The organism is Anaerovibrio sp. JC8 (assembly GCF_002100115.1).
In the GTDB taxonomy this organism is placed as follows: domain Bacteria; phylum Bacillota; class Negativicutes; order Selenomonadales; family Selenomonadaceae; genus Anaerovibrio.
Map to the genome: position 1 here is coordinate 1 of NZ_ANBM01000014.1, position 17625 is coordinate 17625.

Genomic DNA, 17625 nt, shown 5'->3' on the forward strand with positions numbered 1-17625 from the left:
TCTATAAAAAGTAGTACCATCATCTGGCTTGAATCATGTGTGCATGATTCCTTATTGCATTGTTTAGTTTTCAAAGAACACTCTCGCATCAGAAGCCTTGGCTTCGTGAGGCGACTCGTTTAGTATATCTTTTTCACAAGGTGATGTCAAGAACTTTTATTTTTATTTTCAAAGCTCTAATTCAGCCTTATGTATTAAGTTATACATGGGGTCGTTACCTTCACTGTCCATCTCTGCGTTACTGGTGACGACTTGTCCTATATTACACGCTTTTTATTCTGATGTCAACAAATATTTGCAAAAAATTAAATAATTGATGAAATTATGTAAACTACCACACTGGCAATCAGGGCATTAACCACATTCATTTCTATGCCCATTCCAAAGAGATTAACCACCCAAATTGCAGCGGAGCCAACAATAAGGCCTATCACAATGTTCTTGATAATCTTAAAGGGCAACGCAATGAGCTTGCCAATGATATATACACATATTGCCAATGCAACAAATCCAATAAATGTCAGCATATTTTTGCTCCTTAATAACACGTTGCAGGCTGACATCCGCCAGCCTGCAATCAAAAATTACAATTCAATTCTGTTTTCCATTGCTCTGGAAAGAGTAACCTCATCGGCGTATTCCAAATCGCCGCCCACCGGCAAGCCGTGAGCAATCCGGGTCACCTTGACCCCAATTGGCTTCAGGAGCTTGGCTATGTACATAGCCGTAGCCTCTCCCTCCACATTTGGATTTGTCGCCATGATTATTTCCTTCACCCGGTCGTCCTGCAGTCTATTTATGAGCTCCTTGATTCTGATATTCTCGGGGCCAACTCCCTCCAGTGGCGATAACGCCCCATGAAGTACGTGATAAACTCCCTTGAAATCCCGCATCCTTTCCATAGCCGCCACATCCTGAGGCTGCTCCACCACACAGATAACCGAATGGTCCCTGGATTCGGATTTACATATACGGCACGGATCCTCATCGCTTAAATTAAAACAGACCTTGCAATAACCGATTTTTTCCTTGGCCCGCATAATAGCTCCAGCCAAACCTTTTGCCTTTTCCATATCCATGTCAAGAACATGGTACGCCAGGCGCACGGCTGTCTTGTTTCCAATGCCCGGCAGGGCACGGAAATGCTCTATTAATTCAGCCAAGGGTGCTATATACTGCATGGATTAAAACATTCCCGGAGGCAGACCAAGACCACCAGTGAGCTTGCCCATCTCGCTGGCCATCATATCGTCAACCTTCTTGGAAGCCTCGTTGAATGCTGCTGCCAACAGGTCCTGAAGCATCTCTACATCCTCAGGATCAACTGCTGCCGGGTCAATTACAATACCCTTTACTACCTTTTCACCGTTCATGGTAACCTTTACGGCACCGCCACCAGCAGTAACATCTATGGTCTTCTGCTTCAGCTGCTCCTGCATTTCGGCCATCTGCTTCTGGAGCTTCTGCACCTTCTTCATCATGCCGTTCATGTTGTTCATGCCACCCATACCACCAAACATTATCTATTTCCTCCTTAAAAAATCGAAATTTAATTTGTAAATATCATACGCTAATGCTATCAAAATATAGATTATGCGTCAAATTCAAAATCTACTCCAGCTCCTCCGGATGTACAAAGCCGTCACCGAAGACATCTACCGCCTTGTCCAGCCGTTCCTTGGCCTCATCCTCCAGCTCGCTGATGCCAAAGTCATCATCCGTTGGCGGAGGCACATCCTCCTGAATATCCCCTGCCCCAGGGTCAGGCTCCGGCACGTTGGCCACCTCCTGACAAAACAGGCTGAGATTCATACCGCTGACCGTATTGAAGGCCTCCTCGATATTTTTCCGATAAAGCCGCTCCAACAAGCCCTTAATTACTCCTTTAGGTGTACCCAGAACAAACTGGGAGCTGTTTATCCCCATAAAGGTACAATTCTGAATGCAGGCCAGAACCTGATCCTTGCCAGTAACCCGCAAGTGCTCCAAAGTCTTCTGCCAAAGCTCCATACCATCGCCGGTGATATTGGCCGCCACCTGTATCGGCTTGGCCTGTACTGCGGCCGTCTTTGCAACAGCAGGACCAGCATCCGGGCTTGCAGTTGCCCCGTTGCCCCCCGCCGCCGGAACACCGTTTTTCAGAAGTCCCATCACATGGGCCAGTTTAGCCTCCAGCTGGGCAATGCGGCTGTCCTCCACCGGCTGATGGCTGACCACTGTCTCACCGGAAGCTGCAGCCTTCATCAATACATCCCGCTGGCAAAGCTCCAGCAAGGCCGCCTCTACGGCAATCCGCGGCTGTGGTGACCACTTAACCTCGTTGGCCGCCTCATGAATGCGGCGAATCATCCAGACAATTTCCTCCTGGGTAAATCCCGCCGCCTGCTTTTTAATCTGGTCATTTTCCTGGCTGTAATAATCCACGCCATCCACCAGACCAGCAGCCTTGAATATCATCAGTCCTCGAAAATGCATGCCCAGCTCTCCAAGAACCTGCTGCAGATCCTTTCCGGCCCTTATGATTTCATCCACCATGGTGAGAACCTGGGCTGCATCTCTTGATTGCAGGCCTGTCACCAGCTTGTCCAACCATTCCTTGCCCACCAGCCCAAGAAGCTGCTGTACCCGGTCTATAGTAAGGCTTTTCTCCGACAGGGCAATGCACTGATCAAGAATACTTAAGGCATCACGCATGCCACCATCAGCCTTGACAGCAATCATCCGCAGGGCCTCATCCTCCGCCTCAATATCCATATCAGCCACAACCGTCTTCAGACGATTAAATATATCATCCACTGTAATGCGCTTAAAGTCATAGCGTTGACAGCGAGACTGAATTGTGGGCAGCACCTTGTGGACCTCAGTGGTGGCCATTATGAATACCACATGCTCAGGCGGCTCCTCCAAGGTCTTCAGCAATGCATTAAAAGCATCCTGGGTCAGCATGTGGACCTCATCGATAATATATACCTTATACCGGCCGTTAACCGGTGCAAATTTTACATTTTCCCGTAAATCCCGAATGTCCTCAATACCGCGATTTGAAGCAGCATCAATTTCAAACACATCCATGGAATTGCCGGAATTTATCCGCCGGCAGGCCTCACACTGATTACAGGGATTAATAGTAGGCCCCTGCTCACAGTTAAGTGCCTTGGCCAGAATCTTTGCCGTACTTGTTTTGCCGGTGCCCCGCGGGCCGGTGAACAAATATGCATGTCCTATCCTGCCGCTGGTTATGGCATTTGCCAAAGTCCGGCTCACGTGGTCCTGTCCCACCAGATTGGCGAAATTATCAGGACGCCATTTTCTATACAAGGCCATATAAGCCATATCCCTGCACCTCCTACACATACAGAAACATTATACCATAAAATGCTAACTTATTCAGATGGAGGTTTAGCTCCACCTGAATTTAGTTGAATTTTACCCAGGGCTTTACGGTTGCTTAGCTCCCGCCTAAAAGGAAAGAGCCTTAGCAACCGTTAGCATCGGATACTTGCCTATTTTTAGGCATAAAAAAAGCCCTACCAAAAGGTAAGGTAAAGTCTTTCCAACATTGGGCCACAGTACCCAGGCTACCTCACGGCACAGACAACGATTCACTTATCGCTGCTTCCTTCCGGACCTGACGAGGTTCATGAGGCTGCCTTGCGCGAGACCAAGACACTGCGGTCCAATCTTAGAAAGACCGCTATTTCAAGGTATAAAAATGGCGGAGAGTGAGAGATTCGAACTCTCGGTACAGTAACCCGTACACACGCTTTCCAGGCGTGCTCCTTCAACCACTCGGACAACTCTCCACTTGTTTGAATAAGTAAAAAAACTATTCAGTTGCTGTCGGCTCATCACGACAAGACATAGTTTAACAAACAAAAACTCTCTTGTCAACATTTTTTTGCAAAAAAAGTAAGGGACTTTTACATATAGAAAAGCCCTTACTCTCTCCTATAATTTTCACCTTAATACATGAATTCATCCTCTGCCAAATACAGCACAAAGGAACCAAATTCTGTGACAATACGCATAGCCACCAGACTGCTTGCTGCAGGACAAACATTACGACCGATCTTCGGCATATCCAGATCCATGTCCACATCCTGCCCGGACTGTTCCACGATATACAGACCATTTATAACATTTGCAAACTCTGCCAGGCTATCCTCCGCCATCTCATCAATCGCGGTAAAGCTTTCATTACTGTAACGCCTTGCCATTTCCAGGAAGGCCTTGTCGTTGCACAAAATGGCAGCAGACACTGAAAGCGCACCGCCCATAGTTTGAGAAACAATGATAGAATCCTCTATAACCGGTTCAGCCGGATCCGTAAGCACAACTGCATCGGTATCCATGAAGCGCTGCAAGGCACCAACAAACATCTCTGCATATTTGCCGTAAACCTCACCTACAGGATTCAGATCCTCATAGGAGCTGACAATTTTCTTTACGGCATCAACCACAGGATGAACGTCATCCGAATCGCATTCCCTGAAACACCGATTAATAGTTTTTATATCCGCCAGCTTTTCATCCAGCAGGACCTGGGCGATATTGGCCGCCTGATCTGGATTCTCAATTTTTAAGGATACTATCTGGTCCTCTGACAAAAAGCCCTTGTCCGTCAATGCCTTGGCAGCATCTTCTTCACCCGCCAATTCATCCACCTGTGCCTCTGTCAACAGACCCTTTTGGACAGCCAAAACATGCAGCTGAGGAATAGCGTTGGCTGATTTGGGCATTACATGACCGATATTGCTGGATTCCAAAACACCGGCATTTAACAAATACTGCGAAAAGTATCTATTTCCCATTCTCCTCAACCTTTCTGCGGATTCTCTCAACAGCCTGTTTAATCTGATCTGAAGTATACGGCTTCTGAATGAAATCCAAGGCTCCCAGTTCCAGAGTTTCCTTCAGCTTCTGGGATGTTCCAGCAGAAGAAAGCATGATAATAGGAATGTCAGGATTTACCTCTTTTATAACCTGGAGGGCCTCAATACCTCCAACCTCAGGCATAACGATGTCAAGGATAACACCATCGGGCTGCTCCTGAAGATCCTTCATAATGGCTTCCTTACCATTCTCTGCCTCAATAACCTCACATCCCAGCTGTTCCAGCTCTGCGCGAAGCTTCTTTCTAAGCAGTTTGGAATCATCAGTAATAAGGATTTTTAACTTATCAGCCAATTATGCCACCTCCCTTTCCCATATATGTAGATTATACCATAATTGATTAGTTTAAGTCATTTTATAAAATTCTATGTTTTAAGAAATATTCCTGCTGAATTCCTTATAAAATAAGTCAATTTTTATCATTTATTTTTCCAACGCAAAGACAGCTCCCCGATTGGAGAGCTGCCCTTAAAAAGGAATTGTGTTTATTGAAAGTTAATGTTCTGCTTAGTCCTTGCCGGCAATACCAGGAGTAGTCATGGCAGCAGGTGCCAAAATCTTTTCTACCTGCTCCTTGGTGAGCATACCCTTTTCCAAAATTACTTCTCTGATAGGACGGCCGGTAGTGTATGCTTCCTTGGCCAGCATAGCGGAATTTTCATAACCGATATGAGGCAGCAATGCAGTTACGATACCAACACTTCTGTCAATCCACATCTGGCACTGCTCCTTGTTTGGCTCCAGCTTCAACAGGAGCTTATCAACGAAGCCATCAATAGCATTGGTCAGATAGTTCATGGAATTGAACATATTGAAGGCCATAACCGGCTCCATAACATTCAGCTCAAACTGGCCATTCTCTACACCGAAGGTAACAGCCAAATCATTGCCGATAACCTGATAGCAGGTCTGGTTCAGAACCTCGGCAATAACAGGGTTTACCTTACCAGGCATAATGGAAGAACCAGGCTGACGCATTGGCAGCTTCAGCTCATAGTAACCGCAGCGAGGGCCAGAAGCCATCATACGGAAATCGTTACACATCTTGATGATAACAAGCGCAGTGTTCTTCAGTGCAGAGGAAACATCTGCGAAGCCATCAGTGTTGTTGGTGGCATCAATCATGTTCTCAGCAGTCTTGTAGGTCTCGCCGGTAACCTCACTAAGAGACTTGGCAACATTAATAATGTACTGAGGCTCTGCGTTCAGACCGGTACCAACAGCAGTACCACCCATGTTTACATAGTGAATGGTATCAAGGGCATGCTGAATGCGGTCAATACCACGACGGATGGAAGATGCATAGGAATACATTTCCTGGCCAAGGGTAATTGGAACAGCATCCTGCAGGTGAGTACGGCCCATCTTTACAATGTCCTTGTACTCCTCACCCTTCTTCTCCAGCTCATCAACCAGACGGTTCAGAGACTTAATCAAAGTCTTGCCCTTATGGTTGAGGCAAACCTTAATTGCAGTTGGGAATGTATCATTGGTGGACTGTGCCATATTACCATGATTGTTTGGAGAAATGATGTCATAGCGGCCCTTGGCTTCGCCGGTCATCTCCAAGGCACGGTTACAAAGAACCTCGTTCATGTTCATGTTAAAGGAAGTACCTGCACCGCCCTGAATAGGATCTACAGGGAACTGATCCAACAGCTTTCCTGCGATAATCTCGTCAGCAGCGGCAATAAGAGCCTTACCAATCTTCTCCGGCATACGGCCAGTGGACAGATTAGCCAGTACAGTAGCCTTCTTAACCTTTGCCATGGACTGAACAAAATCACTGTCTACCCGCTGCCCAGTAATCTTAAAATTCTCAATGGCACGTAAGGTCTGTACACCATAGTATACGTCATCTGGAACTTCCAATTCGCCTAAGAAGTCGTGTTCTTTTCTCATTTTCTTCTCTCCCTTTTACTTTGTTTTTTGTCGTTCGCGTTTTTGTATTTTGTATACAAAACTCCTTGATTTGAGAATAGCACCTTATTATGCAAATTGCAAGAGATTTTGCAAAAAATTCTGTCAATTTTTGCATAATAGGAATCATCTCCTATTTAAGACAAATATAACTTCAAACATTAATAAGCAAGTTACTTTACATAGGGAGCAAAATATGGGTCCAAATATGATTCAAATGATATTCTGCACACAAAAAGCCCCATGCGACATCTCGCGAAGTCGCATGGGGCTTGCTTTCATCTGGTGCGAATGGCGGGAGTCGAACCCACGGCCCTCTGCTTATGGTATAGATTATCACGATGCAACAGCTCATGATAGATGATGAATTTTACTACTTCTCTTGGAACACTTGGGGAATTTAGCAGTGAATTTATGAATATCCTGCCCCCGCTGTGATAAACCCCAAAATATCCTTTACAAGGTTTTGGTGTCCATTCCACAAATTCAATTCCACCGTAGCTTCCGCCAAACATTTCATCCACTACTTCCATATAAAGCTGCTGAATGTTATAGACCGGCTCCATCTTATATTCCTCCTAACATAATTGATATTCGACATTGAAGCTGCACTTCATCTTACAACCTCATTATGTCGTGGATTAGGAGTTATAGGAGTGGGTGAAAGGTCCCGAATTGGGAATAAAAAAACTGCCGCATACAGCTATGCAGCAGCTTTAGAAATCACCAGATTTCCTTCATCCATTGTCTGTAGTTTGCTTCCAAAAACTTTATGATTAAATTAAACATTCCGTAAATTTCATCACCCAGAGTTGCAAAATCCTTCTCCTTGTCGCCGATGGTCGTCATGCACACATCCATAATCAATGCGCCGTTGCGATCATAAAACAGCTTGAAGGGCTTGTAGTTCATGTTCTGGGTATTGGTCATATAAAGAAGCTGTACATCCTTATCCTGTTTCAGAGCGTTGTTAAGAATCAAAACCCTTATCACGGTAAATGCCGAGTCATCCAATATAACCATGAGAGGAAGCTGCTGTCCCTCCACCTGAATGTGGGATTGGAAGGTCACCGTATTCTGCTCGTCATCAGGTACTTCCTCCACCTGAAATACCGTAACCTCCTTCTCCTTCAGATACTTTTTAAAAACTTTTGCTTTGGTATTCATAAAAAACTCCTTCCCCGTAAGAAATCCGCCTGTCAATTTTTTAGACCGACAAGCGGATTTTCTTACTATTTGTACTATTCTTTTACTTACTTTAATATTAGATGAACTTTTAGAAGGTATAGGCTACACTAACGCTGCCCATTACCCCCTGCTTCTTGCCGACGAAGCAGGTGAGATTGAGGTCTACTCCCCATGGGTTGTCAGCACTCGGACGCATAAAGGTTCCGATTTCACCGCGGACTCTGCCGCCGCCAATATCAGCACCACGAATGCTGAGACCGTTTACACGGCCAGTGGCCTTACCGTCCATCTCATACTCATAAGCCAGACCGCCGTAGAAGTTCCACCGGTCATTCCTCTCGGTGTAGCGTGTCCCTATCCGTACCAGACTGCTGGTAACGGCATCAAGGCTGTAATCAGCACCAGCCACCGTAAAGTCTGTACCATTTCTGCGGTTGTAGAAATACTTGGCATAAACATCCAAAGAGCTGTTCTTATCCAGCTTCAGCTCCCTGCCCACACCAACATGGAAGCCGAAATAGTTAGTGTCGGTGTTGTAGCTGTAGGCATTGTTCATGTTATCCCGCAGGAGATTGTGGGCATCCTCATGAACTGTACCGGCACGGAGGCTGCCCTCCACATAGAGGCCCTTAGGAGTATACCACTTGGCCAGGAGGCCACCGCCGGTATAGCGGGTGCTGCCGTCGCCAGGCTGAGTAGCATCATTGAAGGTAGTATAGTTGCCGTTTCCATACTCGAAGAAGGCACCATACTCAAAGGAGGACTGCTTCTTCACGTTCTTGTGGCCCACTGCCAGAATTGCATTCCAGGTACTTACATCAATATGGCTGCCGGTTTCCTGGGTCAGCTTGCCGCCACCCAGCTTGGCAAAGGAAGCCACGCCGTCAGTGCCGGTATTAACAGGCAATGCCAGCCCGTCAGTAGCTGCGCCGATGTAGTCATTACCAACATTGAGAACCGTCATGGTAGCCTCTGCACCCATCAGAACGTTATGGGTCTGCTCAGTGGCCCTTACGTCTTTTACGTTGTAAACCACATTGCCCTTTTCATCAAGGGCCACCTTACCGGTTCCCTCTACTGCTATACCAATGGTAAAGTCGGAATCCTCATTGACCTTGGTTGCCTTGTTGGTCACTGTGGTCTGATCAAGAAGGGTCATGGTATCATCCTTGGCCACTACCTTGACCCCGGTGAAGGTCACCTTGTTGGCGCTTACAGTGGTATTTGACAGGTCGCTGGCAGTACCATCAGTAATGGTAACCGCAGACTTGCTCTTGCTCCAAGGAACCACGGAGAAGTCCATGGCCTCAAAGTTGGAGATATTCTTTACCAGCTGGTCGCCGCCGGTCCATGGGGTATTGTTATAACCAATATTCAGTGTATTGCCGTTGTACTGCAGATTGCCGCCTAAAAGGCCAGTGGCGGAAACATCTGCGGTACCAAAGAGATTAACTGTATTGTTCTGGGTAGTGCCGCTTACGCTGTAACCACCATATACGCCGCCATCAATGGTAACGCCCAGGGTTGCAGAAGTAATGGTATTACCCTTTACGGTGCCACCGCCAAGATTTACGGTGTTGTTGTTGGCTGTAGAGGTTCCGCCATAGCCGCCAATAACGCTGCCATTTACCGTACCACCGGTCAAGGTTACCGTATTGCCAGTAGCCGTGGTGGTGGCAAAGCCGCCGATAACGTGCTCAGTTACGTCACCCTTCAAGAGGGAAACGCTGTTGTTTAATGCCTCGTCACAGCCACCGCCGATAATACCAAGAACAGTACCTTCATGGAAGTATACCAGGTCATTGGAGGAGCGGATCTTGCTCTTGCCGCCGTATACATAGTCATCAATGGCTGCTTTCTTTACGGTAACAATATTGCCGTCAGCAGTGCCGTTCTCACTGTAGCCGCCATAAACCGCACCCTTCACTGCCACATTGCCGTCAAGGGTTACATTGTTGGAGGCTGCCACACCGGTGCCATCGGTCTTGCCGCCGTATACGCTGCCGCCTACACTGCCGCCGGATACAGTTGCCTCATTGGTGGAAACAGCACCTTCCTTGCTGTAACCACCCATTACGCTGCCACCAACATTGCTGTTGGTAACATTAACAGTATTCTGTACAGAAGTACCGCTTTCACTCTGGCCGCCGACCACGGAACCGCCTACAGTACTTCCATCAACAGTTGCCTTGTTTTCATTGGAAGTGCCCTTGCCCTCGTTCCAGCCGCCGATTACATCCTTCTCTACCTTGCTGCCGCCAGTTACAGTGGTTTCATTCTGGTTGGTATCGCCATTCTTGCTATGGCCGCCAACTACGTTGCCGCCTATCTCGCTGCCGCCGGATACAGTAGTCTTGTTTTCGTTGGAAGTGCCGTCACCGTTGGACTTACCACCGGTAACATCACCGCCCACCTTGCTGCCTTCAGTAACGGTGGTTTCGTTCTTGTTGGCATTGCCCTTTTCACTCTGGCCGCCGGTTACGTCACCATCTACCTGGCTCTTGCCTTCTACAGTGGTTTCATTGTCTGTGGAGTCGCCGTTGCCGCCGGAACGGCCGCCAGTTACGTTACCACCAATCTTGCTGCCGTTCTTGATGTCAACCTTGTTTTCCTTGGTTTCACCGTCGCCATCGGTCTTGCCGCCGTTTACATCGCCGCCGACTTCAGTGCCATCCAACGTGGTCTCATTGCCCTTGGAGCCGCCGCTGCCACCGGAGTGGCCACCGTTCACATCGCCGCCGATCTTACTGCCAGTCAGGATCACGTGGTTTTCTTCGGTATTGCCGCCGCCATCAGTCTTGCCGCCGTTTACATCGCCGCCGACTTCAGTGCCATCCAACGTGGTCTCATTGCCCTTGGAGCCGCCGCTGCCACCGGAGTGGCCACCGTTCACATCGCCGCCGATCTTACTGCCAGTCAGGATCACGTGGTTTTCTTCGGTATTGCCGCTGCCACCAGTCTTGCCGCCGTTCACATCACCATCCACTGTGCTGTCTTCCAGCGTGGTCGTGTTGCCCTTGGAGCCGCCATGGCCACCGAGGGTTTCACCACCGGTTACGGTGCCGTGGATTGTACCTCTCTTGATAATGACCTCGTTTTCCTCGGTGTTGCCGGTATCGCTCTGGCCACCGTTGGCATCACCGTCTATTTCACTGTCTTCCACATTCAGCTTGTTCTTGTTGGCATTGCCGTTCTCACTGGTACCACCGTTGGCATCACCGCCGGTGCCGTCATCGTTCTTCTGGATATGGGAGTTTTTAACCTTGGTTTCATTATCCTTGGCCTCGCCGTCACCTTCGGCCTTGCCGCCCGGAACATCGCCCTTATGAGGATTTTCGCCGTCTATTGTGGTCTCAACCTTCACGGCCTCCACAGGTGCCACCTGCTCATCAACGCCGCGGTCAACCACATACATCAGGCTCTTCGTAGCACTGTCCCAATAAGCATGGCCCTTGCCGGTCTTGCCGTTGTCCAGGGTAAAGATGCCCGCACGGGTCTTGTTGACGCTGTCACCAAAGTTGGATACCAGCTTCATGGTATCACCCTTGTTGAGAGTGCTTACCCCTGTAAAGAATACATTTTCTGCATTTACAAAGGCATCACTATAAGCGATTTCTGTATTTGGACGGGCATAGGTGCTGTTCCAGCCCAGCTTGCCAACGTTAAGGTCAGAGGCCTTGTTGGAGGATACTGTGTAGAGTACATTGCCGCCAGTGGCAGACACATTGCCCGTCACTGCGCCCTTGACAGTCAGACCCGGATTGGCTGTGTAGGTGTAATTCAGCTTGCCGGTATCCTGGGCCCCAATATTATTCAAAGTATTATTGGCCTTCACCAGTGTCATGGAATCATTGGCAGCTGCCGTCTTTTTCTGGTCATCGGTCATGGTTACACCAAAGCCGGATTTATCCAGAGTCTTTACATTGGAGAAGTTGTACATGGCCTCGTGCTTATCCACCAGCACTGCACCCTTGTTATAGGTGACCTTGCCCAGCCCGATAGTGTCTATGTAGGCCGCTCCTACGCTATACTGGAGAGCCGTACCGTCACTGCTGGCCTTCACGCCCTTGGCCTGCTTGCCGGATATGGTGATATTTTTCTCAGTTTCGCTGTAAGTGCCGCTTGGCTGATAAGCAATAGAGCTGTCAATTTTGGCATCACTAAAGAAGTCTGAACCAGCGGTCAGGATGTTATAATCATTTATCTCTATAGGAGTATTAAAGCCGCTGCCAGTAACGGTAATGCCACCGTCCAGTTTCGACCAGCTGGCATCCACGGCACCAGTAGTGGTGGAACCGTCCCACTTGGAGATATCCACGCTGTCCAGTGTCTTTTTGTTTAGTTTATATTGAACTGCATTGCCTAATGTGCTTACTGTACCGGTCAAAGTACCGGAGAGAGTAGCTGCTTTATCTATGCCATAGCTAACCTTCTGGCTTACTTGGGAGCCCTTTACTGTAAGACCCTCCTGCAGTCCATTGGCACCGGTGAGCAATTCCCAAGTAGCCTCAGCATCATTAACATTAATGGTATTTACCTTATCCCCTGTAAAGGTGAATGTCAGCCCCGAGGCATCTACGCCATTGTTTCCGACATTATTGAATGTATAGCCTGTGCCTGTAATGTTGCGGCCAGTGCCCCATTTCATTTCACCCAGGGTGATGGCATCTACGGACATGGACTCGGCATAGTATTTCAAGGTTGCGCCGCTGTCTTCCGTCTTAATACCGCCAGTTTTATTTCCTGCCAGAGTCACGCCATTTTGGGTATCGTCAGTAATCCGCTCACCGCTTTTGTAAGCCTTGGACCCGGATACGGTGCCGAAAGTGTTTGCCCCCAAGTTGTTAAAGAGGGTTTTATCTTCCGCCAGAGAAGCAAAATTCCCTGTCTCCACCGCTATGTTGGTGCCTGTCCAGCTGGTAGGAAGGTTCATATTTTGCGTACCCGTCCAGCCATTAAGGTTCATGCTGCTAATGGTACCGCCAGTAATGGTACATTTTACATCAGTGCCAGATACCCCTACTGTACCCGTACCAGTACCTTTATAGGCAACACCATTGGTGTCGGTAAATTCCGCCGCCACGCTGGCATTGGTTGGCTGGGTTATCCCCACTGTACCAGAAAGATTCTTGGCACCAGTAATAAGATTAGTAGACGCATCAGGTGCTGTTGCTGTCCCCGTAAGGGTCAGACCAGAAGCGTTGATATTTGTTACTCCAGCGAAGTCATAGGCTGAGGTGGCTTCCCGTGGGGTATCCCATTTCATATCTCCCAAGGAAACAGTATTCACATCAAACTTTTCAGCATAATAAGTCAGCTTTTTGCCGCTGTCCTCGGCCTTTACACCGCCAGCTCTGTTGCCGCTCAGAGTAACCCCATTGACCGTATCATCGAAGGTGCCAGCATTTGTATATTTGATTGAAGCGTCAATGTTAGCATTACTGAACAGGTCTGTATTTGCAGTAAGAATATCTATGGAATCACCCGGATCTAGTTGAGGTTTAGTAAAAGCCCCCTCTACTGATGTACCATCTGCTTTTTTCGTCCAGCCAGTAAGAGTAGGAGTACCCGCCGTGCCTTCCCAAGCTGCAAGATTTATACTATTAATTGACTTACCAGTGGCAGTATAGCCAATTGTATCGGCCGACCGCGTAATATTACCACTAAGGATTGCACTGAGAGTTGCTCCATTAACAGTCTTTGTAAAATATTGTGTATGGCTGATAGGGTCCAAAGCTGTCATGCCCGTAGCATTAGCCAACAGCGTCATGCTGCCGCTGACATCCTCTGGATTGGTGAAGGCAAGATTGGTTTTATCTATGGTAGTACCTGAACCAAATTTGTATTGATTGGCAGTCAATGTCCTCGGGGTTGTTCCCCACGTAACATTACCAAAAGTCACCTTAGAAATGTTATTGGCAATAGTGTACGTGATTGCAGTTCCGCTATTCGCTACGGTATGTGTACGGGTGCCATCTAATCTGACAGTAGTTGACGCCGTATCATTGGTGATATTAGTGGATTTAACATCTTTTGAGGTATATGCTTTGATATCAGCAGCCGTATTGTTGTAATTTAGCTTTATACTTCCCAGACCACCATTTGTAGCCGAAAGCAGTGTCATGGTACCATAATGGGAAATGTCAGTATCACCAAGAAGATTAGATGAACCGTGAATATCCAGTGTAACCTTATCTCCACCACCTATTGTACCAGCTGTGAGTACTGTTCTGTCCTTTGAAAAGGCAAAATCGCTGGCAGTGGCAATCTTGTCAAAACCGGCAACATTATATTTTACAACATTATTTTGGGCATTTTTCCCTAAATTAAGAGTATTGTTGGTGTAAATTGTTTGTGTACCACCAACCCTGCCTCCAAAAATCTGGGCAATATTTATTGTTCCGTTAAGGGTTACACTATTGCCTGTAGCTGTCTTACCATTAGTCTGAGCGTTCCCAGCAATAACTTCAGTGTAATCCGTATCAAATGTACCACCTGATAATATTACCTCATTGCCAGTAGCATCTCCTGTCTCAGCATATCCACCATATATATACTGAAACGATCCAGACGAAGCCGGCTTAATAGTACCATTCGATATTGTCACTCTATTTTTCTTAGCATCGACTTGACCAAATCCACCATAGATTTTACCATTAATTTGAGCAGAGCTTCCTGAAATTGTAATTTTGTTATTGAAAGCACTTGATGTATAACCGCAGCCACCATATACATCGAAGTTTACTTTACCGCCGGTGATGGACACGGTGTTTCCATTATTCGAATTATTCTCATCACCAGCAATACCATATAAACTATAGCCACCAAAAACATAATCCGCTGTGCCGGCTGTCATGGAAAGACTATTTTTGGTGACATTTGAATATAATCCTCTTGCAAGTCCTCCATAAACCATATACACTTTGGCGTTGCCGCCGGCAATCCAAATTTGCCGATTGGAAACACCCTCAGACGGGTTATTGGAGAATCCACCAGCAAGCTCATAGCTATTCCAGGCTATCATACTAGAGTTATACTTTATTTTATATGCATCACTAACCGCATAAAAAATATAATGCTCAATCGTATTATGAGTATACGTTCCAGTGTTACACCATGTATCCGAAGTAAAATCGCTCGGGCCCTGTAAAGGACCTATTTCTTTCTCTGTAGGATCTGCCTCGGCCACAGGCCCAAAAAGGCTCCCGCCGCCCAATATAAGTGCCGCCATGATAAGACGGGTCAATTCCTGCTTGCTTTTCTTGCTTTTCATATTACTCCCCTCCCTGGGCTATTTACCGCTCAAAAACACAAAAAGCCTCCCCTCAGGCCGCCGGCAAGCCGCAAGGGCTCACCAGCCTCCTGAGAGAAGGCTTATTTACATAGTTATATACTTGTTGATAAGTGTCTACTGGAGTTGAACAGTTACCCCCCCCGCGAGGACAGACTCAGGCACAAAAAAACCGCCCTGCACGTTGGTTGTCAATAGCTTCTGCGCTTTCATGCCCTGTCACTCCCTTCGGGTAATTTTAAAATACACTTATTTTTGTACATCTTCGACATTGAAAACAAAAATCCTGCAAAGTTAATAACTATTATACATAATTATCCGATGCTAACTGGTGCTAAGACTCCTTCTTCTTAGGTGGGAGTTAAGCACCAGTAACGCCCTGGGTAAAATTCAACTAAATTCAGTTGGAGTCAAAACTCCATCTGAATAAGTTATCATTTTATCGGAATAAAGGCGGGGTTTCTTAAAAAAGCTCCCAGCCGAAGCTGGGAGTCATTTGAAAATCCAAATATTAAAAATAAAAATTTTGAAAGTAGATATCCAATACAATTTTCTTTAATAAAATTTAAGGTATAAACTTGGTATAAAATGACTGTACCAAGTATTGCGGACCTCAATATTTATACGATTAGCGCAGTTATCAGCATTTACTATCCAAAATTTATAGCTATATCCTTAGGTACCATGAATTCACATCCCTTAGAAAACTAAAATATCTTTCCGTTTCTTTTACTTTTTTCGACATCAGATGACATAATCCTCTAAATCAGAGTTGCTTAGATAATAAGCCGTTCTATAATTTTATTTCTTGTGTACCTTAGATTATATTTCAACTGCTCTAATCTATCCAAATCAAAGAGTGGATTGGCTGTAAATACTTCATCTATCAGGGCATCCACCTTATCAGGAGAAAGTTTATCCAGTTCGAGGTTTGCGGTCTTTATGAGTTTTAACTGCTCCTCCTGTGTTTCCTTAAATGGCTTTGAAGGCTGCTTACGGAATTTCATCTGTTTATTGATTTTCTGATACCACAGGCTGTTTCCATTATCAAATATTGGAGCCATACCCAGGAATTTCTGAGTATTTACATCCCTAATAAAACCAAAATTACCATAGTGACGGTCTGAATTATGAATTAGATAATCAAAAGCAAACATATTATCAATTTCTTTTGGCTCCACCACTATCTCCAGTTTTTCCATGCACCTCAGAAAATGCTGATAAGAGTCCTCATGGTTAAGTTTTGGTAAGACACTTCTTACTTCCAATGCCGGTACATATTCAGTATCCGTAGTTATAAAAGTCTCACAGGTGCAATAAGCCTGCTCTGCCTCATCATCATAAACCAATTTATAGTCTACATGAGGCAACCCAAGTTCTGTCAGCAGCTTTGAAGCAAATACCTCGTTATAGGGCTGCTGGTCGTATGGCGCAGTCCCCTCTTTATACAGAATACGCTTGTTATCTTCAATGCACCAAAACTTAGGCAGTTCACCGTTTGAACTGCTGTCTGGTGAATAACTTGATTCCCCAAATTTTATTGATTTGAAACTCTGCTTTTTGAAATCGTTTTCAAACAGGTTCACATCTTCCCAGTCCAGCTCAAAGCCTTCAGGCTTGAACCAGTACTGGTCTGAAAGATTAAGGCCAAGGTTTTTAAATGAAATTGCTGCAGGTGTTTCTACACCATAGGCATTCAGCATAGCAGCCAAATCCTTGCGATTTACCGAAACACTGCGGTTATCAATCCAGTTTTTCAATGCAGAGGTGCTATCATGACTGTACTGAACGGATAATGGCAAATATTCCACATTAATTGTGGCAATCTTGTCTTGAATCCAACCAGAAACGGTATCTATATTAAAACTGCAAACAGGAATATCTTTGCACATTAAAGTTATTTTCATATAAGCCCTCCTTTCAATAATTGTTACCACAACTATTATATAATTTTTGTGACAACGGTACAAAGTCAAATTCAGTCACAACTTGTGACCGTCTTATATTCTCAAATTTAATAAGCATGATTTTCTGATAACGTACCACTTAATACTGAAACGCACTTGCAAAAACACTATAGCATCCTAGATTTTTTTTGTCGATACCGTCCACAGAGTACATATTGTACATAGTTTAATGATGTACCTATTGATGTACCAGAGCATATTTACCTGGTAAACCATGATAATTATCAAAAACATAAAAACCTCGAAACCAGTGTAAATACTAGCTTCGAGGTTATTTTCATCTGGTGCGAATGGCGGGAGTCGAACCCACGGCCCTCTGCTTAGGAGGCAGATGCTCTATCCATCTGAGCTACATCCGCAACAGTG

The 17625-nt window shown here is 46.1% G+C and carries 11 protein-coding genes, 2 tRNA genes and 1 other RNA gene; all 14 read right to left on the reverse strand.

All coding sequences use genetic code 11. The annotated features are described in order from the left end of the window. Window positions 1–305: 305 nt before the first annotated feature. The 14 genes from D081_RS11185 to D081_RS11250 all read right to left on the reverse strand — a co-directional run bounded on the left by D081_RS11185 (window position 306) and on the right by D081_RS11250 (window position 17618). Window positions 306–527, reverse strand: a complete 222-nt coding sequence (locus tag D081_RS11185) for a pro-sigmaK processing inhibitor BofA family protein (RefSeq protein ID WP_143272202.1) — start codon at window positions 525–527, stop codon at window positions 306–308. Window positions 528–584: 57 nt separating this feature from the next. Next, window positions 585–1181, reverse strand: a complete 597-nt coding sequence (recR, locus tag D081_RS11190) for a recombination mediator RecR (protein WP_085024258.1) — start codon at window positions 1179–1181, stop codon at window positions 585–587. 3 nt (window positions 1182–1184) lie between these two features. Beyond that, the gene (locus D081_RS11195; protein ID WP_085024259.1) at window positions 1185–1520 is read right to left on the reverse strand and encodes a YbaB/EbfC family nucleoid-associated protein; all 336 of its coding nucleotides are present in this window, start codon (window positions 1518–1520) and stop codon (window positions 1185–1187) included. A gap of 91 nt (window positions 1521–1611) precedes the next feature. Next, entirely contained in the window at window positions 1612–3333 is a 1722-nt protein-coding gene (dnaX, locus tag D081_RS11200; protein WP_085024260.1) for a DNA polymerase III subunit gamma/tau, read from the reverse strand. A gap of 235 nt (window positions 3334–3568) precedes the next feature. After that, an RNA gene (ffs, locus tag D081_RS11205) (signal recognition particle sRNA small type) lies at window positions 3569–3668 on the reverse strand. Window positions 3669–3713: 45 nt separating this feature from the next. Next, window positions 3714–3803 (reverse strand) — tRNA-Ser (locus D081_RS11210). Window positions 3804–3962: 159 nt separating this feature from the next. Continuing rightward, the gene (locus D081_RS11215) at window positions 3963–4811 is read right to left on the reverse strand and encodes a chemotaxis protein CheX (RefSeq protein WP_143272203.1); all 849 of its coding nucleotides are present in this window, start codon (window positions 4809–4811) and stop codon (window positions 3963–3965) included. Continuing rightward, window positions 4801–5187, reverse strand: coding sequence for a response regulator (locus D081_RS11220; RefSeq protein WP_085024262.1), 387 nt, complete (start codon window positions 5185–5187; stop codon window positions 4801–4803). Before D081_RS11220 ends, D081_RS11215 begins: the two co-directional genes overlap by 11 nt. Before the next feature lie 213 nt (window positions 5188–5400). Further along, complete coding sequence (locus tag D081_RS11225) at window positions 5401–6795, reverse strand: aspartate ammonia-lyase (RefSeq protein WP_085024263.1); 1395 nt, start codon at window positions 6793–6795, stop codon at window positions 5401–5403. 296 nt (window positions 6796–7091) lie between these two features. Continuing rightward, entirely contained in the window at window positions 7092–7379 is a 288-nt protein-coding gene (locus D081_RS11230) for a hypothetical protein (protein WP_085024264.1), read from the reverse strand. Window positions 7380–7536: 157 nt separating this feature from the next. Continuing rightward, window positions 7537–7980, reverse strand: a complete 444-nt coding sequence (locus D081_RS11235) for a hypothetical protein (RefSeq protein WP_085024265.1) — start codon at window positions 7978–7980, stop codon at window positions 7537–7539. A 109-nt stretch (window positions 7981–8089) separates the two neighbouring features. Beyond that, entirely contained in the window at window positions 8090–15274 is a 7185-nt protein-coding gene (locus D081_RS11240) for a hypothetical protein (protein WP_085024266.1), read from the reverse strand. A gap of 794 nt (window positions 15275–16068) precedes the next feature. After that, window positions 16069–17199 (reverse strand): HipA domain-containing protein, encoded by a 1131-nt coding sequence (locus D081_RS11245; RefSeq protein WP_085024267.1) that lies wholly within the window; start codon window positions 17197–17199, stop codon window positions 16069–16071. Window positions 17200–17541: 342 nt separating this feature from the next. Further along, a tRNA-Arg gene (locus D081_RS11250) sits at window positions 17542–17618 on the reverse strand. Between the last annotated feature and the right edge of the window lie 7 nt (window positions 17619–17625).